This is a genomic window from Legionella brunensis, assembly GCF_001467025.1.
GTDB lineage: Bacteria > Pseudomonadota > Gammaproteobacteria > Legionellales > Legionellaceae > Tatlockia > Tatlockia brunensis.
In genome coordinates this window covers 279,694-305,916 of the sequence record NZ_LNXV01000004.1, presented here as the reverse complement: position 1 = coordinate 305,916, position 26,223 = coordinate 279,694, and the positions used below count along the sequence as shown (strand labels likewise).

Sequence of the window (26,223 nt, the reverse complement as noted above, 5' to 3'; positions counted from 1 at the left end):
TTCACTGCATAGTTTCAGTAATTGGATTAGCAACATTATAAATTGCAGCACCAGCAGCGTAATCTTTATTTGGATCACGCTCACAATCGGGAGGGAATTTTTCGCGTTTATCTTTATAGTAAGCTTCTCGTTTTTCCCCACCTTCTGAGAACTTATTAAACGTAATAAACATCGCCCGACGTGGATTATTACTGCGATTCGGTTCTGAATAATGCGGCAGATACGAGTCAAATAAAATCACATCACCACTACTGCATTCAATGGGTGACCAAGCCAAAGTCGCAGCAATATTTTTTTGAATCGAGCCATCTGCTTCTTGAGGGAGAATAATCGGTTTGTTAGCCCCACCCTCAACAACCTGCAAACAGCCGTTCTCCAAAGTGCAGTCATCAATTGCCACCATCATCGTAATATGAAATTTTTGGTTAAAACTGACAAAGGCAGGTGCATCTTGATGAGGCTTAAAACCACCTCCACCAGGAAATTTATAATTGATCTTCTCTTTAAAAATGGCAGCAGGTTCATTCATTAGTTCAGAGACTAGTCCCAGTGTCCGTTCACCATTCGCAACATCATGCAAAGATTTATGGTAATCAATGAAATTTTCTACGCGGCAAAGTTGGCGTTGACCTTGTGCATTTTTTTCGAAATATTTCATCCATTTACCTGGTGTTTCTGGCAATGCTGTTAACTCATCACACCAAGTTCTCAATTGATTTTTAAACGCTGACGGGAAAAAATCCGTCAAAACAATAAAGCCATGTTTTTTCCAAAACGCCTGTTGTTTTTCATTCAATTGATAGTACATAACTCCCTCGCTTTTAAGTACTACGTAATAGTAATGACTCTGCCAATATATCATCTGTTGTTTTAGATAGCCTGACCTTTTCTTTCTCCAAAAGTTGCGTTAACGCCCAACCAAGTAATAAGGTACCCGCAAGAATGCTTACCGTTAAGTAAATATCTAATTTTGCCTGGAAAATAGGTAGCAATACAGTCCCCAGAAAAGCACCAAATTTGCCGGCTCCTGCAGCCACACCATGCCCTGTCGCTTTAACTTCTGGATTATAAAGCTGAGCTGGCAATAAATACGTTGTTATCCCAGGGCCAAAATTAATGAAAAAATTAAATAGAATAAAACCTAAAAATACCATACTGGTATTAGGTGACAGATAACTAACACTAAGTATTAATAAACCTAAAAATGAAAATAGAAAACCAATTTTTTGTAGTTTGATAAGGGGAACTCTATTGACAAAAAAGATCACTGCAAACGCCCCAAGGGAAACAAAGAAATTAACAAATAAAGTGCTTTTTAATACTTCTGCTTGTGCTGTAATAAAATTAGCATCACTCGTAATGCCAAATGCTTGTAAAACATAAGGGGTAAATAGGCCTATTCCGTAATAAGAAATATCAAGAAAGAACCAGCAAAAGCATAGATAAAAAGTGGCTTTCATCATATTCGGAGAGAAGAGCTTCCCGTAATAACTAATAATTGTAGACTTTGTAGTTGAGTTTTTTAGCTTCTGATGAGCTTTCCATAAAAAGCTTTCAGGTAATTTTGCTCTAAATAATAAGCCGATTACTGCAGGCAGTGCACCAGAGGCAAACATCCATCGCCAGACATCCATATGAGGATATATTTTAAACAAAAACCAGGCAACAACTACCCCTACTGGAGAAGCAAGGCAATTGAGAAACATCGCCGTAGCAATAAATTTATTGCTTTTATTTTCGGGTATCATTTCTGCAAGATAGGCAGCACAAATAGGATAATCAGCTCCAACACCAAACCCTAGTAAAAACCGCAAAATACACAGTGACGTGATATTCCAGGCACACGCTGAAAATAAGGCTACGAAGACAAAAAAGACAAGATTCACCATGAGCATGCTTTTTCTGCCAACCATATCAGCCAGTCGTCCAACGATAATGGCTCCAAATACTGCGCCTAGTGGGGCTGCGGCCTGAGTTAGTCCTATCATTAGAGAGGAAGGATGGTACAAAGCATTAATAAAAGGTTCAGCAACCGAGGCAATGTATAAGTCATACCCATCAATAAACAAACCTAAGGCACAAACTATCCAGACATGAATAGCCAATTGCTTACTGTAATTTTCGTCCATGAAAATCTCTTGAAATGAAGTGACTTTAAACTGCTACGACATTTTTAACACATGCAATTTTCAAAAACAAATAAAGTGCACCTAGTTAACTATCAATAAACATTCAAGTTATTTCATTAAAAAAATGGGTATTTATTCCTCCACAAACAATCACTAAGATTGATTGATATTCTTGAAGTGCACTATGTTTTGCATACACTAATGACAGTGCTGCTCCTGCTGATAACTCAACTAAAATTCGCTTGTCTTTTGCAAAAGCCCTACAACCTGATTCAGCCTCCTCATCCTTAACAACGATATTTCTTATCGCATGCTCTGAAGCCCATTGAAACAACCTTGCTGCGATTTGTTTTGCACCTAAACTTGTAGCTTTTGAAGTAATTTTTTCAAGAATAATACGTTTTTTAGCCTGTATAGATTGATAAAAAGCATCGGCACCTACAGTCTCTACTGCAATTAATGGAATATCTACCCAGCCATTTTGATGCATGCCTTGCAGAATCCCACAAGCAAGACCACCGCCTCCTACTGCAGCAATAATTACATCAGGTTTTAAACCAATCTCCTTGATTTCATCGATCATCGTAGCATGCCCCTCCCAAATGACAGGATCATCAAATGGTGGAATATAGGCAGCATTTTTTTCTCGCGCAAAAGATAGCGCTGCCTGGTGAGCCTCATCCCAAACATTGCCTGAAATAATAACTTGAGCACCGTAGGACTTAATTTCATTGATATAAATTGGATTACTCGTGCAGGGGATAAAAACTGTAGTAGGGATTCCTAACTTCATACCCGCATAAGCAACAGCAACTCCGGCATTTCCTCCTGAAGAGGCAACAAATTTTATAAAACCTTGCTCTTTATAGCATTGGCACAACTTCCCAATCCCTCTGATTTTAAACGACCCAGTTGGCTGTAATGCTTCGAGTTTAAAATATACATCTTTTCCCCAAGCGTTTTTAAGATGTTGTGAATACAGTAAGGGAGTTGCATGATGTAAATCTGGATGCTCCATAATGGTATCCATGTAATAAATTAAACAATCAATTTTAACATCATAAGCTATTATATAGCAAGCTATATAATAGGACAATAAAGTCTACCCATGACAACTTAGCTTACAATTGCCTCATTAAGAACAGCACGGAGGGGGAAATCAATTTGTCATAAAAGTCATCTTGTCTATCATCAGATACTTTAATAAAGCCTTTTTTCCCAAAAAATACTTCGCTTTTTTTTGTGGAGTCCACTTCCAATATAGTAACATTTTGATACTGTAACCACTGCTCGCAAAGAGTCAACATCTTTGTTCCAAATCCCGACTCTCTGAACGCTTCATTGATAAAGAGAAGTCTTATGATGGCTCTTTGTTTTGAGCTCAATTGAAGGTGTGTATAACCGATAATTTGAGTGCCCTGATATAGAACCAAATGCGCGTGCTCTTCGTGCTCAAAGGTCCAAATATAAGGATCAGAAATAGAAAATTCCTTAGCAAAATAAATCTGGCGAAAAGAACGTGCAGTATCCCATTCACGTGTAGTCAAGGCTTTGACAATTCGAACACCTGAAAACCCAGTTTGAGTATCAATATCAGTTATAAAAGCATCTTTTCCTAAACAATAGGCAAGAATATCGTCAGGATGCTTTTTGGCGAGCTCTCGTTTTAAATTCGCATAAGTATCTCTATCTTCCTTATGGGATCTCATCCAATCCCGAAACCTCAAATGCCTTTCAATTTCAGGATTGTTAATCTCAAACACATGGATATTATGAGTTCTTAAGTCACCACCTTTTTGGAAATAGCGACGAAATAGGATGCCAAACTCTCCTTTGACTTCATAACCTAGTGCCTGCATAGCATCATTTGCATCATCAACTTTCCTAATGTCCTTAACAACAGGTACCATATCAATGACCGGTTTCGCCGCTAATCCTGGAACGGCAGTTGAACCGATATGATGAATCTCAAAACAATTTGCACCTAAAGCATTTCTAATCTGTGCTGCTTCTTGCTCAAACAATAATGACCATTGTGGATTGTAAGGCACAACCTGAATAATTCTCATTTCTTTATTCTCAGGATACACTGAAATTCCTTATCATCTTGAAAGGATAAGCCGAATAAATTTTAGCATTTTATTATCAATACAAAGTTATCTGCTATTTCCAACTTTATCAATGTGTTATAGCTTGATCTATTCCTTTCCGGTAAGATGTATGGGCTTTTTGCACAAGAAATTAAATGCTTTAAGGGGTATCAATGAAACGGATTTTTGCTTTGCTTTATTTTTTTATCACCTCAGCGATGGCATCAGTTTTTTCGCCTACTGAAGTTAAAACACTCAAACAAAATTTTATTGCCAATATTACCAATACAGGAGCAGTTATTGCTTCTCCTTCCAGATATTATCCTGACTATTATTATGATTGGGTTCGTGATGCAGCTATTGCAATGGATTTAATTGAGACTTGGTATGAGAAGGAGAAACAACCAGAAGATAAAGCGCGCCTATTTAATTATGTCCATTGGGTAGAACAAGCTCAACATCAGATTGATACCATTCCTGGACAAGATATTATAGGCGAGCCTAAATTTTATTTGGATGGCAGGGCTTATGATGGCTCTTGGGGACGCCCCCAAAATGATGGTCCTGCCCTTCGAGCACTAACTTTAATTCGCTTTGCCCATATCCTCTTAAACAACAAAGAAGAACATTATGTTCGTTCCCATCTTTATAAGGGGGGGCTAGATCCCCTAACAATGGGGGCTATTAAAATAGACTTGGAATACGTTGCTCATCATTGGCAAGATAAAAATTATGATCTCTGGGAAGAGGTTTATGGCGATCATTTTTTTACAGCAATGGTTCAAAGAAAAGCCTTATTAGAAGGCGCTATTCTCGCACGCAAACTTAATGAGCCGTCAACAGCTGCTTTTTACGAGGTTCAAGCCCGCTTAATTGAAGAACGTTTGCAACAACATGTTAATAGCAATAAGGCAATTATTCAAGCAAGCTTGGCACCTCATCCAGGTCCACAAAAAACTGATGAATTAGATTCAGCAGTGATGTTAGCCATTTTACTAGGAAATACTAGCGATACGCCTTTTGCACCTGATAATACTTACGTCAAGAATACTGCTATTGCTTTAAAAGAGCAGTTTAAATTACTTTATCCTATCAATGACAACCACCATGAAGCCCTACTATTTGGACGCTATCCAGGAGATACCTACGATGGATATCGTAATGACAGTTTAGGCAATCCCTGGTTTATCTTAACTGCAACCATGGCTGAGTATTATTATACTCTAGCAGACACACTGCCTTCGGATACAGAACATCAAGCTACAATGCAAGCCTATATATCAGAGGGAGATAATTATTTAAAGCTCATTAAAATCTATGCTCCCAACTTAAACATGAGTGAACAAATTAATCTTAATACTGGTATACAGCAAGGTGCAGTTTCCTTAACTTGGAGCTACGTTGCAGTTCTTAGAGCAATCGAATTACGAGAAAAATTAATCACTCGTTAATAAGCATTTGACACAAAAGTTATGAATACTTTGTGTCAAATACTAAATATTAAGCCATATCAAGGTGAGCAAGGATGCTGATTTACTTTATATCGACTTATTCATACACCAAAGTAGCTTTTACAGTATCCTTCGTGTTAGAAATCACTTCATCTCGACCCAAATACTGTAAGGAATTCCCTTTCATTAAATAATCTTCAATCACTTCAAGACTAAGATTCTTGGTTTCCGGCATATAGTAATAAGTGTAAATCAAGCCTAGAAGACAAATTAAAGCATAAATTGCAAAAGTAAATTCAATACCGAATTGGTTGTGTAGTATAGGGAAGCTAAATACTGTAAGCGTATTGAACCCCCAATTGCTAATTGAAGACAATCCCATACCCATTCCACGAACATGCAGAGGGAAAATTTCTGACATCGCAATATGAGGTATAGGACCTATACTTATTGCAAATGAAAAAATATAAACAGTTAGACAAAGCACTGAAAGATAAGCGAGTAATGAGGCTTGATAAAAAGAAAACATACTTAGTGAGGCTAAGCTTATGCATGCCCCCGTGAAGCCAATGAGTAAAAGTTTACGTCGCCCCACTCTATCCACACAGAATATTGCAACAATGGTAACTAGTAAATTAACCACACCAACACCCATCGTTGCTAAGATCTGTCCAATTGTATTCGTAAACCCCAAGTTCTTAAAAATTTCTGGAGCAAAATAAATAATCACATTAATCCCACTCAACTGTTGTAAGCAGAATAACGTCATCCCTAACAACAATACGGGTAATAGTGGTTTCTTAAACATGGCACGCCAATTGTGCTCTTTAGGTTCATTCGCCAATGTAGTTTGAATTTCAATTAACTCCTGCTTAATTAATTGGTTTTTTCGTAAACGTCTTAATGCTTTTGCCGCTTTGTCTTCTCTACCAATACTCACTAACCAACGGGGAGATTCTGGCAAAAAGAAGACTCCGAAGACTAAAATCAATGCAGGAATAGCACTCGATGCAAACATTGACCTCCAAGCATGATGTTCAATGAGTAAATAATTTACTGAATAAGCACAAACAATTCCGACAGTAATTGCCAACTGATAAATGGCAACCATAGCTCCTCGCAACTGCATAGGGGCAGTTTCGGCAAGATAAAGAGGAGTGGTGACAGCCGCTGTTCCAATAGCAATTCCAAGAGTAAAGCGTGCAAAAATGAGTATCCACTCTTCTGCAGCTAAAGCAGTTCCTAAGGCTCCCATAAGAAATAGAAGGCCCGCTAAGAATAAAATTGAACGTCGACCAAAACTCTTAACAAAACGTGACGCCAACACAGCCCCAATAAGCATGGAGCCAATTAATGCACCGAATGGTAATGCTGAGGTCATTACACCTACATCGGTATGGTTTAAGCTAAAATGATTTCGTACTAAATCTAAAGAACCGGCGATGATACCTTCATCGTAACCAAATAAAAATCCTGTTATTGAACCAATGATTGCTACTAACCATGCCATTTTTTTAATCCTTAAAAAATGTTAAAATCCCTTACAGGGTCTGAAAGACTAGCCAGTAGCTTTTACTGCGGCTGAAGCTAGTTCAGTAATTTGATCCCATTGCTTTTCCCTGATTTTTTCAGAAGGGACAATCCAACTACCACCTACACACTCTACATTGGGCAAACTCAAATAGTCCAGAAAGTTTTTTTCATTAATCCCACCTGTCGCACAAAATCGTAAATCAGGAAAGGGAGCATGGATGGCTTTTAACATCGCTAAACCACCTGCAACCTCTGCTGGGAAAAATTTAAAATGGGTATAGCCTAAACCAACCCCCTCCATCAATTCAGAAATACTGCTTGCTCCTGGAATAAACGGTACATTCAACTCTCGGCCTGCATAGAGCAGATCTCGAGTTAATCCAGGACTAATCGTAAACTGAGCACCTGCCTCAATGACTTGTTGCAATTGATTAACGGTAGTTACCGTACCAGCACCAACAATAGCCTCTGGTACGGTGTCCTTTAACAAACGAATTACATCAAGCGCTATCGGAGTTCTTAGAGTTACCTCCAGGATATTGATGCCACCAGCCATTAAAGCCTTTGCCAAGGGAATTACATCAGCAAGCTCTTGAATGACAAGGACGGGCACAACGGGGCACAGCGAAAATAGCTTTCCAGGACTTACTTGCCAGTTACTAAATGACATAGGACTCCCTTACCATAACTTGTTTTAAATAGGCAGCTGCTCCTAATAAACCAGGTTGCTCAGCCACAATGACATAGGTGGGTATTTGACGATTAAAAGCGCTCGATCGTCCTTTAGCTTCAAAACGTGTTCTAAATTCGCTGAGCTCTAACAATGGCAATAATTTAGGTACTATCCCACCCGCAATGAACACTCCACCTAAAGCGCCCAAACTTAAAGCCAAATCACCAGCATAACTTCCTAAACTTGCAAAAAACTGTTCGACTGTTGCTGATGCAAGCTCACATTGGCGAGACAAAGCCAATGCAGTAATCTCCTCCGCCGAAAGTGCTGAAACTTGTTTCTGTTGATAGGCTGCCAAGGCTAAATAAAGATTCTCTAGACCAGGCCCAGAAAGCAGCCGCTCACAAGACACATGACCAAACTGTTCAGACAAATAGCGTTGAATAAACCACTCTTGCTCGGTTTGAGCTGCCCATGTTGCATGTCCACCCTCCCCAGCTAAAGCAATAAACTCATCATCAGCAGGAATTAAGTGTGCAACTCCAAGTCCTGTGCCAGCTCCAAGAACCACCATTGATTTGCTCAAATCAGCGATTCCTTGACCAATTTGTACTTTGTCATTAGCCGACAATAAAGGCAAACTCATTGCTGCAGCTGTAAAATCATTCATGACCTGCAACTGGCTTACACCAAGTTGATATTTCATATCAGCAATTGAAAATTGCCAGTGAAAATTAGTCATGCGTACGAGGTCACTGGTTACAGGACAGGCTATTGCAATAGCGATGTGTTTTATTTCTGAGAATCCTTGTTCTTTCTGATAAAAGGTTAATGCAGCAACTAAACTGGGAAAATGAGCACAAGGATATACCTCTATTCTGTCGACAAACCAATTCCTCAGATCAACACGACAAAACCGCGCATTTGTACCACCAACATCTGCAACAATAGCATGGCTCCCCTTAGTGTCATTAGTTGACCAATCCTGCGGATTAATCATCCTCAATCTCACTTGCAAATAAACAAGAGGCCCCTTCCTCTGCACCTGTTAATTGAAACCGTAAATTACTAAACATTTCCCTACCCATACCATAAAGTGATTGATTATGTTCTGGTTTAATGATTTTGCGTTGCGCTAACTCTTCTTCAGATACTAAGACCTCTAGGATACCTTCTTGGCTATTAATAAGTATCATGTCACCTGTTTGAATTTTGGCAATTACGCCCCCGTCAATTGCTTCAGGTGTAACATGGATGGCCGCAGGTACTTTTCCTGATGCTCCAGACATGCGACCATCGGTAATAAGTGCAACCCGAAAACCTCGATCTTGTAGCACTCCTAGCGCTGGCGTAAGTTTGTGTAATTCTGGCATACCACAAGCTTTAGGGCCTTGAAAGCGGACAACGACTACACAATCCTTGTTTAACTCTCCTGCTTTGAAAGCTTTATCCAAATCATGTTGATCAGAAAATACAACAGCAGGAGCCTGGATAATTTCAGCGCTAGGTTGCAGCGAAGACGTTTTAATCACGCCTCTGCCAATATTACCGGATAAAACTTGCAATCCCCCCTGCTCTTTGAAAGGGGTTACAGGTGATCTTAATACGCTCAAATCGGATGACTCTTTAACCCCATCCACCCATATTAATTGGTTTTCCTCAATAATAGGTTGTTGCGTGTAGTGTCGTAAGCCAAAACCCATAATGGTATTAACATCTTCATGCAGCAATTCTGCATCCAATAAACTACCTATTAAATAAGACATTCCCCCGGCTTGCTGAAACTGATTAATATCAGCACTACCATTGGGGTAGATTCGGGCTATTAAAGGAGTCACTTTCGATAATTCAGCAAAATCATCCCAATTAATGATCACCCCTGCAGCACGAGCGATTGCTACCAGATGCATTGTATGATTTGTTGAGCCTCCAGTTGTCAGTAGCGCTATCATGCCATTGACAATGACTTTCTCATCAACCAATTTGGCAATAGGTAAGTAATTAGTACTTAGATGAGTTAACTCAGTAACTTGACGAGCAGCAGCCTTTGTTAACTCTTCCCGCAACTGGGTTCCTGGGTTAACAAAAGAAGCACCTGGCAAATGTAATCCCATTGCTTCAACAACTAATTGATTGGAATTGGCGGTACCATAAAAAGTGCAAGTTCCCGGGGCATGATAAGAGGCCGCCTCCACCTCAAGTAGAGCATCTTTGCCAACCTTCCCCTCAGCGTATAACTGGCGCACACGAGCCTTTTCTTTATTAGGGATCCCCGAGGGCATCGGACCTGCGGGGACAAATATAAAAGGCAAGTGGCCAAAACTGAGTGCTGCAATTAATAATCCTGGAACTATTTTGTCGCAAATGCCAAGCATTAATCCGCCATCAAACATATTATGGGATAAAGCTATAGCAGCAGACATCGCGATAATATCGCGACTCATGAGGCTAAGTTCCATACCAGGTTGACCTTGTGTCACACCATCACACATTGCAGGAACTCCTCCTGCAAATTGAGCTACACAACCAACCTCGTTGATAGCTTGTTTAAGTATTGCAGGGTAATTTTCATAGGGTTGATGTGCAGACAACATGTCATTATAGGCAGAAACAATTGCAATATTAGCTTTTGTCAGCGCACGAAGTTCTGTTTTCTCTCGTGCAGGACAAGCCGCAAAGGCATGTGCCAAATTACCGCATTGTAAAGCGCCACGATGAGGCCCTTTCAACTGAGCTTTTTCGGTTTGTTCTAAATAGTTTGCTCTAGCTTTTTCGCTGCGCGCTATTATGCGCTCAGTAATTTTCTTGATAACTGGATGCATTAGTAACCTCTTCAGGTGCAAACATAATTTGGATATCGGTAGTCGGATGATGCAAAAAAGCCCTAATGGGCATTTCAAATAAATTACTTCCCGCAAGCGCTTTGTTAAGAGCAGCCATTTTGTTCTTTCCCACTAAATGCAGAAAAATTATTCGGCTATTGAGAAGGCGGGTTTTACTTAATGAGATTCTGCGGTAAGGGGCGCTTGTTGGGTTTACCATTAATACGGCAGAGGACGTATCAGCTAGTCCCGAATAAATTTCTGTACTACAAGGGAATAAAGACGCGGTATGACCGTCCTCTCCCATTCCCAAGATAACCACGTCGAATGTGGGTAAAACTGCAAGGCGAGTTTCAATTTCATCGCAACAATGGTCATCAGCCGTACTATACAAGCTAATAAAAGTAGCTTTTGCAGCTTTATCTTGTAATAAGTTTTCTTTAACCAAATATTCATTGCTGTCCTTATCCAAAGGATTAAGCCATCGCTCATCAGTTAAAGTAATAGTGACATTTCGCCAATCCAGGTTTGTTTGTGCCAGTCTCTTAAATAATCCCAAAGGTGTTTTCCCACCTGATACTGCTAAAAAAGCCTTTCCTCTCTGCCGAATAGCATCCGTCAAGAGTGTTGCAATTTGTTGCGCAAAGTGTTGATTTAGTTGGTGTACATCGTTAAATTGATGAATTTGCATCTTATTCGTCCCAGTTGCGTCCACCTCGAGCCAAGAGCGAAGTAGCAGCAACAGGCCCCCAGCTTCCCGCCTGGTAAGGCGATGGTATCTCATTGAAGTTACGCCATGCATCCAGAATCCCATCAACCCATTTCCAAGCTTGTTCCACTTCGTCACGACGCACGAATAAGTACTGATTTCCTAACATAACCTCCAGCAATAACCGTTCATAGGCATCAGCAATACGCTGAGATTTAAAAGTTTCATCAAAACTTAAATCCAATTTTGATTGCTGCAATTGCATAGTCTCACCTAAGCCAGGAATCTTATTCATGATTTGAATTTCTACACCTTCATCAGGCTGTAAGCGAATAATTAATTTGTTAGGTGTTAAATGTTTGTAGCTTTTCTGAAAAATATTATGCGGTTGAGGTTTAAAACAAATTGCAACTTCACTATGCTTTTTCAGCATGCGCTTTCCAGTGCGCAGATAAAATGGCACGCCAGCCCAGCGCCAATTATCAATATCGACCTTCAACGCAACAAAGGTTTCAGTTTTACTATTTTGCCTAGCATCAGCCTCTTCCAAATAGCCAGGTACTGCCTTACCATTGACAAAGCCATGACTATATTGTCCTCGTACTGTATTTTCTTGCACATTAGATAGATCAATTGGCCTTAAAGCCTTTAAAACCTTAAGTTTTTCATCACGAATACTATCAGCGTCCAAATTTCTTGGAGGCTCCATTGCTATCAAAGATAAAATTTGCAGCAGATGGTTTTGTACCATATCCCGTGTCTGCCCTGCGTCATCATAATAGCCCCAGCGACCTTCAACGCCAACTTCTTCAGCAACTGTAATTTGCACATGGTCAATAGCCGTATTATCCCAATTGGATGCAAAAATTGCATTGGCAAAACGCAAAACTAATAAATTAAGAACCGTCTCCTTACCCAGGTAATGATCAATACGGTAAATTTGGCTTTCATTAAAGTAACGAGAAACTTGATCATTAATCACTATTGAGGATGCTAAGTCATGCCCAATCGGCTTCTCTAAAACCACTCGTGCAGACTGCCCTGCAAGTCCTATCATCGATAAACCCTGACTAATCTGACCGAACAAGGAAGGAGGAGTAGCAAAATAACTTATGGGAATACGCAATGAGGGGTTAGTAACTGCAGCAAGCTTTTCGTAATCAGCTACCTGTGTCAACTCGACTCTCACATATTGCAACCTTTGTTGTAAGCGCTGCCAGATTTCGCTATCTAGTGAATGTATAAGAAAATTCTGTAACCTTGCTTGTACGATCTCAACATAGTCCTGCAGTACTAAATCTTCACGTGCGACACCCGTGATACGAGTATCCGGGTGCAGTAAGTTGGCTTTTTCTAATTGATAGAGTGCTGGTAATAATTTGCGAGAAGCTAAATCACCTAAAGTTCCAAATAGAATCAAATCACAGGCTTTGTTACTCACAGTTGTTGTCATATCTAATCCTTAGAACTTGTCTTCTGATGGACCTCTATTCAAGCTCTACTGCAATAATTTCATCGGTGTAACGTCTGATCCAGCAGAATGCGATAAAACCCAAATCGGGTATATCTACAGGAGTACTTTGTTACAGAAAATGGTTTTCATTCTACAGCAGTGATGGTTAGCGTCAAGACTAGAGCCCCCCGAATTAAAACTCATCATCCCACAAACTTAATTGCTTGTGTGCAGCATCTTTTGCTATTTTTTTAAACTTTTGAACATCAAGTTCCGGTGATAGTTTTATATTTAAATTGAATCGTTTACACGCTAACCGGAAGCGTTTTTCAATTAAGTTAGCAAACTCCCCTTCTCCTCGCATACGCTTCCCAAATGTCGAATCATATTCTTTTCCTCCCCGCATTTGTCGAATGAGACTCATAATGTGCTCAGCTCTCTGGGGGAAGTGAGTAGCAAGCCATTCTTTGAATAGATCCTTTACCTCATGGGGCAACCTGATTAATACATAACTGGCATATTGAGCTCCTGCTTGACATGCAGCCTGCAAAATTCTTTCCATCTCAACATCGTTCACCATGGGAATTATTGGTGCCAACATCACTCGAACAGGAATATTCTTTTCAGAAAAATGTTTTACTATCCTTAGTCTTGCTGACGGGGAAGATGTTCTTGGTTCCATAATGTATTTAAGTTTGGTAGAAAGAGAAGTAATGCTTACCGCTATTCTTACCAAATCATCCTTAGCCATATCACTCAAGATGTCTGCATCGCGTTCAATAAGTGAATTCTTAGTGATAATAATTACTGGATGTTGATGCTCTCTCAAAACCCCCAGAATATTACGGGTAATTTTTAATTTTGATTCTGCAGGTTGATAAGGATCAGTGTTTGCTCCCAAAACAATAGGTTTGCAGGTATAGCCAGGTTTATTAAGCTCTCTGACTAATAACTTGGCTGCATCCATTTTGTAGAAAATTTTCGTTTCAAAATCAAGGCCTGGAGACAAATTCATATAGGCATGACTTGGCCTAGCATAACAATAGATACAACCATGCTCACAACCACGATAGGGATTAATTGACTGTTCAAAACCAAGATCTGGAGAATCGTTACGAGAAATAATCGATTTCGAAGCTTCCGGCATCAGAAATGTTTCTAAAGGAGGTAATAAATCCTCCTCACGTACCCACCCGTCATCAAAATTTTCAGAGGTAGTTATTTCAAACCTACCCTCTAGATTACTGATAGCACCACGGTTTTTAATTGCAAATGAATCTTTCATACCCAGCATCAAAGCTTATTGTTTAACTAACACGCTCATAATATACCACTACTTTAGATCTAGGGGATTACCTCATAACTGATGCCAACACGCTAAATTTTGATAAAAATTTTCTTCCGATAAAGGATTGTTAAAATGAATAACCAGAATAGCGTATAAGTTAAAGCATAGAATAGTGAAGCATTCTGCATAGAAGCCCAACCAAAAAGATGATCAGTGATAAATAAACGTAAATTACCAGAAGTTGTAGTAATCATCAGTTGAATCTTTAGCAAAAGAATATGTAGAAAATAAACTGCCAAGGCATTAACGCCAAAAATCTCAAGAGGTTTTGACCATTTTTTCCACCCCTTTATTTCAATTAACCAATAACACAATCCTAAAACTAAAAGTGCTAAACCCCCAGTCCACAATACATAGGAGCTTGTCCAAAGCGCTTTATTGATTGGAAATTCTAATCCCCAAAACCACCCCACAACTAAGCTTAGAATACCTGCTACAATCATTCCCTTAAACTTTTCAGAGTTTTTGCGAGGAGTCAGTAACCAAAATCCCGTTAAATTCCCAATTAATCCAGTTGCAATAGTAGGAAGGGTGCTTAATAGTCCTTCCGGATCGAAGAATTTACCGTATAAGTGGTTTGCAGAAAAAATCATCCGATCAACATAAGCAGCTAGATTTCCTTGCGGGGTTAAATCATCTAAACCATAGCCTGGCACAGGGACTAATGTCATCAAGAGCCAGTATCCAATGAGTAATAATGCTAATAGAACAATTTGCGTTGAGATACGAGTAGTTAAAAAAAGCATGGCACAAACGAAATAACAAATTGCTATACGCTGGAGAACACCATACACACGAAGTGTTACCAGGTCGAAATGATTAGGGAATGCATTAAGGAGCAATCCTATTAAGAAAATAATGAAGCTACGCCGTATAATTTTCGGTAATAATTGCCCTGAAGTAAGACCAGATGCCTTTGCTTTAGTTAAAGAAAAAACTAAAGAGACACCCACAATGAAAATAAAAAACGGGAAAACAACATCGGCCAAAGTACAGCCGTTCCATTCAGAGTGTTCAAGCCATGCATAAGCAGTTGGATTTCCAGGGCTATTAATAAGAATCATTAAGGCAATGGTAAGTCCACGAAATACATCAAGCGACAATAATCGGGAAATTTTTTTTTCTATAGCTGTCATGTTCTAGACTATCAAGCAGTTCACTTTCAAAGTAGTCAGAGCATAACGAATTACCTCTTTTTTAGAAACTAAAAATGCTACTCATTGCAAGATATCCCTAATAAATCTAACCCTCTCTCTATATCATCTGGCATGGTAGGTCTTGATAAAAGATATTCGCCGGTATGCTCTGTCCATTCTTCTTTCGCAGTTAGCAAAGCATCTTTCCACTCTTTTTCCGTATAATCACCTCTGCCTAAGTACATCAGCGCGACCAAAGTAGCTTGTTGGGAAGGACGTAAGTTATCAATTGCAATCGTAACCTCCTGATATACTGGATCATCTTCGTGATCAGCTAATACATATAGTGCGTCCATTTCGGCAGTAACCTCTGGGAAACTTACATTTTCCTTGGCTTGAAATTGTCGTGCTTTAAGGATGATGTCGCAAATTATTCCTGAATTAAGGTTTAACATAATAACCCTCCTTAGTTTCATCCCCTTATAATTTTAAATTTATTCCATCCTTATCAAAAACACAATGTCCAATACTTGCGCTAAAAATTCATTTTATAACGTATTGATTTTTCGCTTAAATTATTCACTCACAAAAGCATATAAAATCACTAACTTAAGTTTTCTTGTCTTTTTTTGGGTATTATGACACCATAATGAGCGATTTTAGACTTGTTGGTAAACTATATGACTCCTGAAGATTTAGCCCTCCTTATTCAAACCCATAAATCACTCACTAGAGATAAGCTTTTAAATCGCTTTCAGAAATGGAGTTTTCAGACATTTATTTGCCCCCCACCGTCTGCAGAATTATCAGAATTCGAACTTCTACATGGGAAAAATGCTATAGATGCAGAGAAATTTGAAAGTAAAAATCTAGAAGATTTAAAATCTCAAACGCTTAAAGCAATTGAACAACAAAACTTCTCCGAAGCGTATTCTTTGTTTAAAAAATTAGTGAAGAAGCTTGATTTAGAAAAAGAGAACATGGAGGAGGATTTTAAAAACGGATTCTTAAGTAAAACACCTAAAGCCATTACCTCTCCAATAGACTATCGAGAATTTCTTCACGGACTTTATCGCATTGAATTTGCTTTTCGACTAAATCTTTACCAACATTATGCGGCAACTGAGGCTTTGCTATCATGCCTAAGTAAACTTTGGCCATTGCCGGCAAGGATTACTGATGATGAAAATCAACAAGAATTTGCAGACTTTATAAGAAATCAACTTCCAAATCTGCGCGAGGCGCACGCAGAACTGCAGAGATATTTGAATGCATATAATGAGGCCAAACCTATTGTTAAAAAGCATATAGAATCATCTCAACCAAAGCTTAACCAGAGTAAAGAAAAGTTTACAATTGCATTAGCTACTTTAGCTGTTAAAGTGGCGAAATTGTATGAAAGAGCACAAAAAGATGAAAATTATAGAAAAGGAAGTGATGAAGCAATAAAATTATATCGCACCTTAATAAAGGTAAATAACGATTATTTTGGTGACACCCCTCAAATCAACTACTCTGAGTTCCAGCAACGATGTCAGGACGCAATTGATTCAGCACGTACCGAATTAGAAAAACACCGTGGGTGGACTGAAGTATTATGGAATCTTACTTATATCGTTTTGTCTATTGCCAGCTTAGGCACTGCAAATCTGATTAGTAACTGGGTAAACAGTAGATACTGTTTTCTACCCGTTCCGAAAACAGACTCTGCAAAGAAATTAGACGACTTCGCTTCAGTTCTGCCTGCTCTCCAAGTTTAACATATTGATTCAATTGCCTGTTTAATCATAGAATTAACAGGTAATTGAGCAAGGACACGATCTTTTTCTTTTACTTTCCATTTGCGATTGCAATTTATATAAAGATAACCCCCCAGGACTAGTAACACGATGAGATCCGTTGTCATTAATACCACAGAAATTACTGGGGCTTTACCTCATTGCCCCACTGCACCTTCTGTACTTTTAGTAGAAGATAATCCTATCGTCCTACATCTTATTGAAGCATTGACTACAGCGGCCGGCTGCCAAGTAACTGCAGTAACCACTGGTGAGCAAGCTTTAGAGTTAGTAAAAATGAAAAATTTTGATTTGATCATAACAGACATTGGTTTGCCTGGAATGTCCGGCAACGATTTAACGCAATTTATCCGCAAATGGGAAAATGATTCTTCAAAACATCGGCATATTCCAATTGTTGGCTTAACAGCACTTCCTAGTGGCCAAACAGAGAAAAAATGTCTCGAATCGGGTATGAACAAAGTGTTAAGCAAGCCTCTTCAAACGAACACTATTCAAGAACTTTTAAACAATTTGCTTCCTACACACCATAAGGAAACAGTCATCACACAAGAGTCTCAATGTAAATTAGGCTTGGATTTACCCAATATAGAAGCAGAGTTATTTCAATTAGAGAAGTTTCTTTTGCTAGATACTAATAAAGGTATCGAAAATGTCGACAGTGAGAAAATACTAAGAGAGGTGCTACAAGTACTAGTTGAAAAAGCTATACCAGAGTGTACTCTGGACATTCAAAAAGCTTATAGCAATAAAAATTGGGAGAAAATTGCAGAGTTAACACACAAAATGAAAGCCGGAACACTCTATTGTGGCACAGAGAGACTACAGTATGCTTGTCTTTATCTCGAGCGCTACCATAAAGCCGGACATTCTGTATTACTAGAAAAACTCTACCAGCAACTTGTGGGCGTATTGAAAGAAACAAAATTATTCATTGAGCAATGGCTAACTTCTGACAAGCCCACTGCCAATGAATAATACATTTCTCTTAGTCAGAATTAATTCCCTATTTCCTTAGTACTTCTTAAACCTCGAACAGGAATATCAATATCATAAATATAATGTTGGATGATTTGCTTAGCCTGTTCACTAGTAAGCGGTTTAGTAAGAGCCCCTTCCATGAAGTAGTCTACGCAATCATATTTAACAACATCGGCCTCAAAACCTGTTAAAGCAATGATAGGAACCCGATGCCCTGATTGTTGCTCCATCTTTCTGATTTGTTTAGAAACTACATAACCCGATGTACCTTCTAAACCAATATCCATAAAAACAAGATCGTATTTACCTGGTTTAAATAAACCAATTGCTTTATCTCCTGAGTCTGCTACATCAACGTGACAATCCAATTGCATTAACAATGCCTGGGTTGCTTTTTGAGCTATAGAGTTATCTTCAACCATTAAAATATTGGGAATTTTTTTCCCATTATTGAGATCACTCGCTTTGACTGCAGATTGTGATTTTAGATTATTTGCTTGTAACTGGTCTTTCACTTTAGCTAATTGCTCGTCAAGATGTTTACGCTCTGTGACATCAATTAAAATAACCATTAAACCATCTGCATTCTTTTCTTTATCCAAAATTGGTATCCTTGCAGATTGATAATAAGTAACTGTCGTGTTCGAGTTAACAACAGGGGGCTCCTCTACATCATACAAAGGCTCGCCAGACAGTAATGCATTAATATCATCGCGTTTTAGCACCTGAACTCGCTCTTCTGACCATGGCAGATTTTTGGCTATTTCCTTATAAGTTTTGCCGATTAAATCTTCTAAACGGGTATACCCTAATAGATTTAGAAAATTATTGTTAGCACCAACAAAAGTACAATTTTTGTCTAGAATGTAAAGAATATTAGGTATCGCCGCAAGAATATCTTTATAATGTAGCTTTATAATTTCAGGCACTTCCCTCTGTTTTGTGTGAGACATGACTACTGCGCTCCCCTAAGGTTATGATTATGCATGTAAAGTATAGTACATAGATAGTCAAATCGCCGGAGAAAAACGATGAAAAAAATGTAGCGCAAATATCATCTCCCTTTTGGGAAGACTATAATTTTTATTTTAAATACCAGAAATTACATGATAGTTTTTAAACCACTGAATGCTCGAGATATTCCTACCCTCCACACTTGGCTGCAACTCCCACACATTCGTGAATTTTGGGATGATGGGCACAGAAAAACACGACAAGTAAAACAACACTATTTAAAATATGATGAAGTTTTGCGGTTTATTGTAATGATTGGCGGTGAACCTGTAGGCTACATACAAAGATACACCATTGATAAAAATCATTTTTTTTGGAAATACACTAAAAGCTTTCCAAGTATAGGAATAGATTTCTTTATTGGTAATACGCATTTTTTAGGCAAAGGGTGGGCTACTAAAATATTAGGATGTTTTATTAAACAATACTGCGCTATGGCAGCTGAAATTGTCGTCGATCCTGAGTTTACAAACTATAAAGCAATTCATTGTTATGCAAAGCTAGGTTTTCAGCCCCTTATGGAAATGACTTTGCATAAAAAGAAATATCACTTGATGACCCTTGAACGTCAGATAGAGCATCCACAGCGAATCATGATTATTGGTAAACCAGGTAGTGGAAAATCAACCTTTGCACACGTTTTAAAAGGAAAACTAGGTTTGCCCTTGTTTCATCTTGATAAATTTTTCTTCACAAAAAATTGGGCAGAACGAAACTATGAAGAGTTTCTTTTCATTCAACAAGAAATAGTTGCACAAGATTCTTGGATAATTGATGGGAATTCAACAAAATCCTTTGAATTACGTTATCGCGAATCAGATCTATGTCTTTATTTTAACTTTCCTCGTTGGTTATGTTATTGGCGATTGATAAAACGTCTCATTAGCAGAGATCCAGAAATTGATGATCGAGCACCCGGTTGTAAAAATACAATCCGTTGGCCTTTGTTGAAATACTTATGGAATTATGAATTTAAAGTAATCTCTCTCCTTAAAGAACTACGTGAACAGTATCCGCAGGTTAACTTTATTGAGTTGCGTTCTCATAAAGACTTATCCGCACTTGAAAAATATATTTTAATGCTAGAAAAATGAGATTTTTTGCTCTATAAAATTAGAAAAAAGATTCGAAAATAATATAGGGTTGCACTTATTTCACTCATTATTTCGTTAAATTTATGATAAAATTTCATTAATTTTATACAGAATTTAAATTAATTAGCTTGGTTGAAATAAACAAAAAAATGTCAAATATTCATGTTTTAAATGTACCTTCTGATTTCGAGAGGTTTCTTTCAGAGGCCGATACAAGCTATCGCCAGCAGTTGGAGTTGATTCCCTTATTTAGTCAAAATAAAAAAACCAAATTGAGCTTAGAACAAAGAAATTTTTTTGCTGCGGTTTTTTATCATCTCCGAGGTCATTTTATTAACTTTATGTGGTACGTAGCCAACTTTTCCACTGATCCATACACAAAAAAAATAATTCTTGAAAATATTAATGAGGAATTAGGCTCCGGAACCCGCTTTTCTCATGAAAAACTTTACGAACGCTTTGCTAAAGAATGTGGTATTGATATTAACGATGAAATTGTTAATCAAACTCATTATCTCCCATTTGCCAAAGAATTTAACAAAGGGCACTTACATTGGCTTACTACCCATGATGCAGATGAGCGTCTTGCAGCCTTTGCTGCTTATGAACGATTAGACAATATTGATTATCCTTATCTAACTAAGTTTGCCTCTTCACTCAATATACCTGAATCAGCCACAGCCTTTTTCCAGGTACATATGCACGTTGAACATTTTGAGCCAACAATCGAAAAATTAATCCCTATTTGGCAAAATTCAGAAAGCAAAATATCTGATTCACTTAATTTTATTTATTCACATCAAATAAAAATGTGGACGCAATTATCGAGTGCTATTTTTGAAATCACATAGCTTAATCTACTTTTGGAAATTTTAGAATAAAATGTGCATATTGGTTTGGTTTACCTTCACACGTAATATCTCCTCCTGCTGCAACCATTAAGAGTTTACTATAAGCCAATCCAACTCCAGTTCCACCCTTTCTATTTGAATAAAAGGTATCAAAAATTTTCTCAGGATTTTGAATGCCTTTGGCCGTATCTTTAAAGTGTAAATAATTAAAATCGTCTTTTTCGCCTCCGGTTACCAACCAGATAGTAATTTCTCCCTTCCCTTCCTCATCAATAAAATCAAAACTATTTTTTAATAAATTCCAGATAAGATTTTTAAAAGCCACCTCTTCCATCCATACAGAAAAGTTAGTTTCCACATTCATATGGATTAATTTCTTTTGTTCTTTTTTAAGTGGGTATTCTTCTACTGTTTTTTCTAATAGATCTTTGATAGGCATAATAGAAAATTTATACGTGTCAAATTTATCACGCTGAATGTTGTTCAATTGCATGCTAATCAGCTGATTACTCATCTCAATTCCGCGAGTTATTTTGTGAAGACTTTCTTTCAAATGTTTTCGTATCTCGGGATTTTTGAGCTTCTCAACAAACATCTCCTGTAACTCAGCTTGCAAATGGATGCTAGCTAAAGGTGTACGTAAATCATGTGCTATACTACCCGCCAAAAGACGCATACCAGAAATTTTGCCCTCATAAATTAACTCTCTGTCTCTGGCAAATAAAGCACCAATAATTACAGCGGCAGTGAAGGTAATAGTTAGGCTATATAGAGAAACATTCCCCGGAATATATTTCACAGCATTACCCATCAAATAAAAATAACTCACGAATGCTAGCCCTGCCCCACAAAATAAAAGAATTAGTGCACCAAGAACACTCGTTACTAAAAGAAGGAAAAAGATAGCTGAGACACAATTCATTAGCCACAATGTTGAACCATGATTAAGCAAGGTCAAATAGGCAAAAAAGAATGGTAGGCAAAATAATAATGTCGTATACCAAAGTAATGGCAATAGCTTAAGCCACGAGTTAGGCCAAAATTGATTGGTTGCTAAAAGTGCGCAGAGCAAGGTTGCTACTATACGTAATAAGAACTCTTCACTTAATTGAAATAATTCAAATTTCCACAATACGCCAAAAAGAGGAAAATTAATCATCATAACTATGGCAAATAAAGTAATTTGATGACTTGCTTCCTCAGTCTGCTTTGCTAAATATAAATAAATAAACAAAAGAGCTTTTTTTAATGCCCGCATAATTGGGTTCATTTATATGTAAATCCTACTTATAAAAACCGCTCCTACACTGGTTCGCCGCTATACCACTTATGAGTCTCAGTTCTTGGCAAAGCCTTCACACCATGGGCGTCAATAAATGCCACAATGGCCCATCTTGCAAAGGGCTTGCCAACCAACGCGTCATCCAGTTGAATTACATCATGCCAACCTGCCGACAATTCGTTAATTTGCATAACTTGTTTAAAATTGCTCGAAAGCATAAAAATAGCATGATTTTCTTTATGCTCGACAAGCTTTAAATCTTCAGGACAACAACCAATCCGCAAGCCCGGGGTGCTTTCTGCAATCGCTAATGTAAACGAACCAGCATCAAAATGTGGTTTTGCCAGGTATTTTCCTGATTCTTGCCAATCATATTTTAAAAACCTTAATAGAATATGAACATCTTCCGTATCAAAGACTTTTTTAACCACACCCGGCGATCTTTTTTCCAATGACTGCAAAATATCATATACCGTTTGATAAGCTAAATCCCAAATTGGTTTAGCTTTTGAAACAAAATCAAACACCGCTGGATTGGCTTTTAAAAATTCCTCATATTTTTTAAATAATGCAGGATGAAAATGAAAAAAATCCTTCGTGTCATCATAAATATGTTCACCTGCACGATGCTTAAATCCTACATCACCCCTTCGATGCAAGGGAGCGATGGTAAAATCAATGTGATTTTTAATAGATTCAGGCTCTTCTAAGAATTTAAAGAAAGCGGTTATTGCTTGTACAAGAACCGTCGACTTTATTGGAAATGGCACTTGTACATAAGATTGTTTTTGCAGGGACTGGAAAATCAATTCATCGGTTAGCATTTAAAACTCTATTGATTATGGTGTGGAATAAAACATCCTTTTTAATAATAGTAAAAGCAAATAATGATTCCAGCAAACTATATTTACCTACACAAGTAATCAGTTTTATATACAACAGCCTAGTAATTCTTTTGAGATAAGAAAAGCTGTGAGTCAGTTTCCAATGAATCAAGGAATTGAAGCTCTATTTTCAAATTTTTTGCCAACTCGGTTTTAATAAAATTGCTATGCAAAGCACAAAAATTATTTATTTCCCTTACAAGCTTATCTGCTTTTAATTCAGCACTAGAAACCTGCTTCTGCTTGATAGCCTCTACTGCGCCTTTAATCACATTAAACAATATTTTCTTCTTAACTTCGACTGAGAGCTCCAATTCATTAGTCAAGAATTGATCTGTAAGAGAAAGCGCCTCAGAAATACGATTCAATTTACGGTAAATCAGCACAATATTAGCAACTAAGCTTCCTTCTTCCTCACTACGTTTATCTATATCAGAAAAACGCAACATCAATAAGGAATCGTCATAAGAAGCTAAAGCTAGCTCATATTGGCCAACAGAGAAGTATTTCTTACCGTCCTCTCTAAGAGATTCACTTTCTCCTAGAGTTGATTTAATTATTGCAAATTCGTGCTTCAGTTCATTTTTTAGTTCACTCAGCAACTGCTTACTAAACAACGACTGATGCTCTAAATAAAAAGAAATAGCCATCCTAGCCAGCTTCCTGTACTCCCCTTTTTGAGAGCCAATTTTTTCAGCAATTGCTTTAAGAGTATTAAACAGGATTTTCTTTTTTGTTTCCAAAGAGAAAGGCACATCGGCTACTAACGCCTCTTGTGCTACAGATAAAGCTTCTTCAACCTCATTTAATTTGCGATGAGTTAAAACAATATTGGATTGTAAAATTAACTCACTTTTTTTATCCCTGTTATTGTCTTCATATGAAGACAATAATGCTTTCTTAAAATATTTTAAAGCCAAAACAAAATTTCCATTTGAAAACATATGCTTGGCTGAGTTTTGTAAAACTTTCTTATCAATAAACGAGTTAATTCTTTCAATATTTTGTAAGCTATCTTTTAAATGAAGTTGAATAAACCCTTTGTGAAGTGAGCAAAGTTCACTGAGTTGCAAGATATGTGCTTGTAATTTGTCGGTGGAAGAGGCCTTTTGCAACCCTTCTATTACTTTAACGCTGGCACCAATTGCATGGAAAAGTATTTTTTTCCTAAGATTTTCGGGAATATCCTGATTAGCATCAAAAGCTTTGCAAGCTAAAGCAATGACCTCCTCGTCTTGATTTAACTTATTATGAGTGAGGATCATATTCGAATAGAGGCTTATTACTTCAGGTGAGCTCGAAGCGCTTAACTGATATCCAGACAAGGCATGCTGATAGGCTTGCAAAGCCAGGTCAAATTGATTTTTTTGATATAATTGGTTCCCTAGATCTTTAAAATAGCCGGGCAGTTGAGCCAGGCTCAACTGAGCACCATCACGCTCTCGTTTATATTCTACTGGCAAATCAACACTTGCCTTAAGCAACAGATCCCTAGCCTTCACCAGATCTAAAATTAATTGGGCTAGATCAAATGAATTTGTAGTGACTTTACCTTTAGAAATTCGATGGGCAAGAATATCGCAAGCATCATGGTAATCTATACGTGCTTTAATTTCTTTTAGTCGCTCGTTAAAAATACCCTCTTCCAGATTACTAAGCGTGGCTGCTATGGCTTTCTTATAATAGCCCTCAGAATCATGTAACCATTGCACAAAAAAATCCTTCCTCTCTTTGTAATGGTCAATTAGAGCTTCTCGATGTCTGGTTAAAGCATGATTAACATCGATTTCATAGTCTTGTTCATCAAAATATTGAATTTTCCCATCGCTAATCGTTAATCCCGAAATCATGGTATCGATGCGTTCAAATGACTCAACAATGCCATGAGCGAGGTAATAATTTGGATCAATTTGCGTATCACCTTGTGTAATTACGCAAGGAAACCTCTTTTCCTGATAACAAAAACGATTAAGTTGTTGTGGTTCGACAGGAAATGTGGTCAACCTTGGTTTAGTATTGTGTGGTAATAATTTGAAGTTTATCGGTTTGCCGGAAGCACACTCAAGTACTGTTCTTAGCCACTCTTCTTTTTTACTTTCAGGAAGACCATCTGGCGCTTCAAGGTAAAAGCAGTGTTTGCCTTTACCAAAGGACATACTATAGCAACGAGGAAATGCGAATTCACGCCAACCGAATTGGCGTAATCTTTCCATTGATTTTGCGAACTCTAATGGCGTTTTACCATTGAGGCCAATTTCAGAGGAAGAAGGTAGATACCGGGCTGCGATAGCTGCATCCATTGGACTCATGTAAATATAAGCTAGTAAATGATTTTTGACGTTGATTTCATCCACAACCGGTGTAATTTGGAATGGCGGCTTATTTTGTTTATTTTTTGCCCTTTCATTCACTGCATGAACCACCACTCGCTTCGAACCACTGCAATCAAAAACATAGTCGCAAGGTATAAATTTTTCTTCTTGGTTTTCATCAGAAATAATGATTCCCTTTTTATCCTCAGCAAACCGGAGAAATTTGCATTTTCTAATGGAAATATTTTCTAATTCAGCCTGCTTATGAAGGGCACGTTCTATGTCCTTGATGTGTGCCGTGTCAGTGCTAGTGCGTAATTTTTTACCGATACCTCTCTCGGCTCTTCGAAAGACTGAGTCATTAATATGGCCAGGCCTTAAATAATCCCCTGCTCGAGGATCAAAAACCTTGATGTCTTTTACATGAGCTTTTTTTAATTGATTTGCTAAATAAAGACCACTAGGACCTGCACCTATGATTACTACAGTCATTTTCTCTAACCTGGCAGCTTAAAATTGTTGGATAGAGTACTAAATATAAATTAAGGAAATCTTAAGATTCAAACCAAAAGGGTATCTATAGACCATATTGTTCTTTTTTATTCCCAAATATAATTTTTGATATTCGCTGTAAATTTGCTTCAAAGATATGAAATTTCGTT

22 protein-coding genes are annotated in these 26,223 nt (G+C 37.9%); 5 read left to right on the top strand and 17 right to left on the bottom strand.

Going from position 1 to position 26,223, the window contains the following annotated elements; translation table 11 throughout:
- Position 1 precedes the first annotated feature (1 nt).
- The 4 genes from Lbru_RS02975 to Lbru_RS17055 form a co-directional block, all read right to left on the bottom strand.
- On the bottom strand, positions 2-808 hold the full coding sequence (locus Lbru_RS02975; protein WP_058440690.1) for a phytanoyl-CoA dioxygenase family protein: 807 nt from the start codon (positions 806-808) through the stop codon (positions 2-4).
- Between the two features lie 13 nt (positions 809-821).
- Entirely contained in the window at positions 822-2,129 is a 1,308-nt protein-coding gene (locus tag Lbru_RS02970; RefSeq protein WP_058440689.1) for an MFS transporter, read from the bottom strand.
- A gap of 103 nt (positions 2,130-2,232) precedes the next feature.
- Entirely contained in the window at positions 2,233-3,147 is a 915-nt protein-coding gene (locus tag Lbru_RS02965; RefSeq protein WP_058440688.1) for a pyridoxal-phosphate dependent enzyme, read from the bottom strand.
- A 103-nt stretch (positions 3,148-3,250) separates the two neighbouring features.
- On the bottom strand, positions 3,251-4,198 hold the full coding sequence (locus tag Lbru_RS17055) for a GNAT family N-acetyltransferase (RefSeq protein WP_065235420.1): 948 nt from the start codon (positions 4,196-4,198) through the stop codon (positions 3,251-3,253).
- A gap of 194 nt (positions 4,199-4,392) precedes the next feature.
- On the opposite strand from Lbru_RS17055, the gene Lbru_RS02955 reads away from it, so the two are divergent.
- On the top strand, positions 4,393-5,670 hold the full coding sequence (locus tag Lbru_RS02955) for a glycoside hydrolase family 15 protein (RefSeq protein ID WP_058440687.1): 1,278 nt from the start codon (positions 4,393-4,395) through the stop codon (positions 5,668-5,670).
- Between the two features lie 97 nt (positions 5,671-5,767).
- Here the strand turns inward: Lbru_RS02955 and Lbru_RS02950 are convergent, their stop codons facing one another.
- The 9 genes from Lbru_RS02950 to Lbru_RS02910 all read right to left on the bottom strand — a co-directional run bounded on the left by Lbru_RS02950 (position 5,768) and on the right by Lbru_RS02910 (position 15,799).
- The gene (locus tag Lbru_RS02950; protein WP_058440686.1) at positions 5,768-7,180 is read right to left on the bottom strand and encodes a sugar porter family MFS transporter; all 1,413 of its coding nucleotides are present in this window, start codon (positions 7,178-7,180) and stop codon (positions 5,768-5,770) included.
- A 48-nt stretch (positions 7,181-7,228) separates the two neighbouring features.
- On the bottom strand, positions 7,229-7,873 hold the full coding sequence (locus Lbru_RS02945; protein ID WP_058440685.1) for a bifunctional 4-hydroxy-2-oxoglutarate aldolase/2-dehydro-3-deoxy-phosphogluconate aldolase: 645 nt from the start codon (positions 7,871-7,873) through the stop codon (positions 7,229-7,231).
- Positions 7,863-8,876: a glucokinase gene (glk, locus tag Lbru_RS02940; protein ID WP_058440684.1), complete on the bottom strand. Its 1,014-nt coding sequence runs from the start codon at positions 8,874-8,876 to the stop codon at positions 7,863-7,865. The genes Lbru_RS02945 and glk overlap by 11 nt, the downstream gene beginning before the upstream one ends.
- Positions 8,869-10,698 (bottom strand): phosphogluconate dehydratase, encoded by a 1,830-nt coding sequence (gene edd / locus Lbru_RS02935; protein ID WP_058440683.1) that lies wholly within the window; start codon positions 10,696-10,698, stop codon positions 8,869-8,871. The genes glk and edd overlap by 8 nt, the downstream gene beginning before the upstream one ends.
- The gene (gene pgl, locus Lbru_RS02930; protein WP_058440682.1) at positions 10,670-11,389 is read right to left on the bottom strand and encodes a 6-phosphogluconolactonase; all 720 of its coding nucleotides are present in this window, start codon (positions 11,387-11,389) and stop codon (positions 10,670-10,672) included. Before pgl ends, edd begins: the two co-directional genes overlap by 29 nt.
- Before the next feature lies 1 nt (position 11,390).
- A complete protein-coding gene (zwf, locus tag Lbru_RS02925; RefSeq protein WP_058440681.1) occupies positions 11,391-12,860 on the bottom strand; it encodes a glucose-6-phosphate dehydrogenase in 1,470 nt (489 codons plus the stop codon).
- Positions 12,861-13,053: 193 nt separating this feature from the next.
- Entirely contained in the window at positions 13,054-14,145 is a 1,092-nt protein-coding gene (locus Lbru_RS02920) for a PA0069 family radical SAM protein (RefSeq protein WP_058440680.1), read from the bottom strand.
- A gap of 92 nt (positions 14,146-14,237) precedes the next feature.
- Complete coding sequence (locus tag Lbru_RS02915) at positions 14,238-15,344, bottom strand: acyltransferase family protein (protein WP_058440679.1); 1,107 nt, start codon at positions 15,342-15,344, stop codon at positions 14,238-14,240.
- Positions 15,345-15,421: 77 nt separating this feature from the next.
- Positions 15,422-15,799, bottom strand: coding sequence for a DUF3775 domain-containing protein (locus Lbru_RS02910; RefSeq protein ID WP_058440678.1), 378 nt, complete (start codon positions 15,797-15,799; stop codon positions 15,422-15,424).
- Positions 15,800-16,024: 225 nt separating this feature from the next.
- On the opposite strand from Lbru_RS02910, the gene Lbru_RS02905 reads away from it, so the two are divergent.
- Both Lbru_RS02905 and Lbru_RS02900 read left to right on the top strand, forming a co-directional pair.
- Positions 16,025-17,104: a hypothetical protein gene (locus Lbru_RS02905; protein ID WP_058440677.1), complete on the top strand. Its 1,080-nt coding sequence runs from the start codon at positions 16,025-16,027 to the stop codon at positions 17,102-17,104.
- Positions 17,105-17,233: 129 nt separating this feature from the next.
- Positions 17,234-18,121 (top strand): response regulator, encoded by an 888-nt coding sequence (locus Lbru_RS02900; RefSeq protein WP_058440676.1) that lies wholly within the window; start codon positions 17,234-17,236, stop codon positions 18,119-18,121.
- Positions 18,122-18,141: 20 nt separating this feature from the next.
- Here the strand turns inward: Lbru_RS02900 and Lbru_RS02895 are convergent, their stop codons facing one another.
- Positions 18,142-19,077 (bottom strand): response regulator, encoded by a 936-nt coding sequence (locus tag Lbru_RS02895; protein ID WP_058440675.1) that lies wholly within the window; start codon positions 19,075-19,077, stop codon positions 18,142-18,144.
- 153 nt (positions 19,078-19,230) lie between these two features.
- Here Lbru_RS02895 and Lbru_RS16715 point away from each other — a divergent pair, with 153 nt between their 5' ends.
- Both Lbru_RS16715 and Lbru_RS02885 read left to right on the top strand, forming a co-directional pair.
- A complete protein-coding gene (locus Lbru_RS16715) occupies positions 19,231-20,232 on the top strand; it encodes a GNAT family N-acetyltransferase (RefSeq protein ID WP_083500802.1) in 1,002 nt (333 codons plus the stop codon).
- A 149-nt stretch (positions 20,233-20,381) separates the two neighbouring features.
- On the top strand, positions 20,382-21,083 hold the full coding sequence (locus tag Lbru_RS02885; RefSeq protein WP_058440674.1) for an iron-containing redox enzyme family protein: 702 nt from the start codon (positions 20,382-20,384) through the stop codon (positions 21,081-21,083).
- Between the two features lies 1 nt (position 21,084).
- On the opposite strand, the gene Lbru_RS02880 is transcribed toward Lbru_RS02885, so the two are convergent.
- From Lbru_RS02880 to Lbru_RS02870, 3 genes are all read right to left on the bottom strand, one after another.
- Positions 21,085-22,341, bottom strand: coding sequence for an ATP-binding protein (locus tag Lbru_RS02880; RefSeq protein ID WP_058440863.1), 1,257 nt, complete (start codon positions 22,339-22,341; stop codon positions 21,085-21,087).
- Between the two features lie 44 nt (positions 22,342-22,385).
- Complete coding sequence (locus Lbru_RS02875; RefSeq protein ID WP_058440673.1) at positions 22,386-23,189, bottom strand: hypothetical protein; 804 nt, start codon at positions 23,187-23,189, stop codon at positions 22,386-22,388.
- 119 nt (positions 23,190-23,308) lie between these two features.
- Entirely contained in the window at positions 23,309-26,053 is a 2,745-nt protein-coding gene (locus Lbru_RS02870) for a hypothetical protein (protein ID WP_058440672.1), read from the bottom strand.
- Positions 26,054-26,223: the final 170 nt, after the last annotated feature.

What these genes read in the sequence shown, in the direction of transcription:
- Lbru_RS02975 (WP_058440690.1), bottom strand. Translation starts at nt 808, where the DNA reads ATGTACTATCAATTGAATGAAAAACAACAGGCGTTTTGGAAAAAACAT.
- Lbru_RS02970 (WP_058440689.1), bottom strand. Translation starts at nt 2,129, where the DNA reads ATGGACGAAAATTACAGTAAGCAATTGGCTATTCATGTCTGGATAGTT.
- Lbru_RS02965 (WP_058440688.1), bottom strand. Translation starts at nt 3,147, where the DNA reads ATGGAGCATCCAGATTTACATCATGCAACTCCCTTACTGTATTCACAA.
- Lbru_RS17055 (WP_065235420.1), bottom strand. Translation starts at nt 4,198, where the DNA reads ATGAGAATTATTCAGGTTGTGCCTTACAATCCACAATGGTCATTATTG.
- Lbru_RS02955 (WP_058440687.1), top strand. Translation starts at nt 4,393, where the DNA reads ATGAAACGGATTTTTGCTTTGCTTTATTTTTTTATCACCTCAGCGATG.
- Lbru_RS02950 (WP_058440686.1), bottom strand. Translation starts at nt 7,180, where the DNA reads ATGGCATGGTTAGTAGCAATCATTGGTTCAATAACAGGATTTTTATTT.
- Lbru_RS02945 (WP_058440685.1), bottom strand. Translation starts at nt 7,873, where the DNA reads ATGTCATTTAGTAACTGGCAAGTAAGTCCTGGAAAGCTATTTTCGCTG.
- glk (WP_058440684.1), bottom strand. Translation starts at nt 8,876, where the DNA reads ATGATTAATCCGCAGGATTGGTCAACTAATGACACTAAGGGGAGCCAT.
- edd (WP_058440683.1), bottom strand. Translation starts at nt 10,698, where the DNA reads ATGCATCCAGTTATCAAGAAAATTACTGAGCGCATAATAGCGCGCAGC.
- pgl (WP_058440682.1), bottom strand. Translation starts at nt 11,389, where the DNA reads ATGCAAATTCATCAATTTAACGATGTACACCAACTAAATCAACACTTT.
- zwf (WP_058440681.1), bottom strand. Translation starts at nt 12,860, where the DNA reads ATGACAACAACTGTGAGTAACAAAGCCTGTGATTTGATTCTATTTGGA.
- Lbru_RS02920 (WP_058440680.1), bottom strand. Translation starts at nt 14,145, where the DNA reads ATGAAAGATTCATTTGCAATTAAAAACCGTGGTGCTATCAGTAATCTA.
- Lbru_RS02915 (WP_058440679.1), bottom strand. Translation starts at nt 15,344, where the DNA reads ATGACAGCTATAGAAAAAAAAATTTCCCGATTATTGTCGCTTGATGTA.
- Lbru_RS02910 (WP_058440678.1), bottom strand. Translation starts at nt 15,799, where the DNA reads ATGTTAAACCTTAATTCAGGAATAATTTGCGACATCATCCTTAAAGCA.
- Lbru_RS02905 (WP_058440677.1), top strand. Translation starts at nt 16,025, where the DNA reads ATGACTCCTGAAGATTTAGCCCTCCTTATTCAAACCCATAAATCACTC.
- Lbru_RS02900 (WP_058440676.1), top strand. Translation starts at nt 17,234, where the DNA reads ATGAGATCCGTTGTCATTAATACCACAGAAATTACTGGGGCTTTACCT.
- Lbru_RS02895 (WP_058440675.1), bottom strand. Translation starts at nt 19,077, where the DNA reads ATGTCTCACACAAAACAGAGGGAAGTGCCTGAAATTATAAAGCTACAT.
- Lbru_RS16715 (WP_083500802.1), top strand. Translation starts at nt 19,231, where the DNA reads ATGATAGTTTTTAAACCACTGAATGCTCGAGATATTCCTACCCTCCAC.
- Lbru_RS02885 (WP_058440674.1), top strand. Translation starts at nt 20,382, where the DNA reads ATGTCAAATATTCATGTTTTAAATGTACCTTCTGATTTCGAGAGGTTT.
- Lbru_RS02880 (WP_058440863.1), bottom strand. Translation starts at nt 22,341, where the DNA reads ATGCGGGCATTAAAAAAAGCTCTTTTGTTTATTTATTTATATTTAGCA.
- Lbru_RS02875 (WP_058440673.1), bottom strand. Translation starts at nt 23,189, where the DNA reads ATGCTAACCGATGAATTGATTTTCCAGTCCCTGCAAAAACAATCTTAT.
- Lbru_RS02870 (WP_058440672.1), bottom strand. Translation starts at nt 26,053, where the DNA reads ATGACTGTAGTAATCATAGGTGCAGGTCCTAGTGGTCTTTATTTAGCA.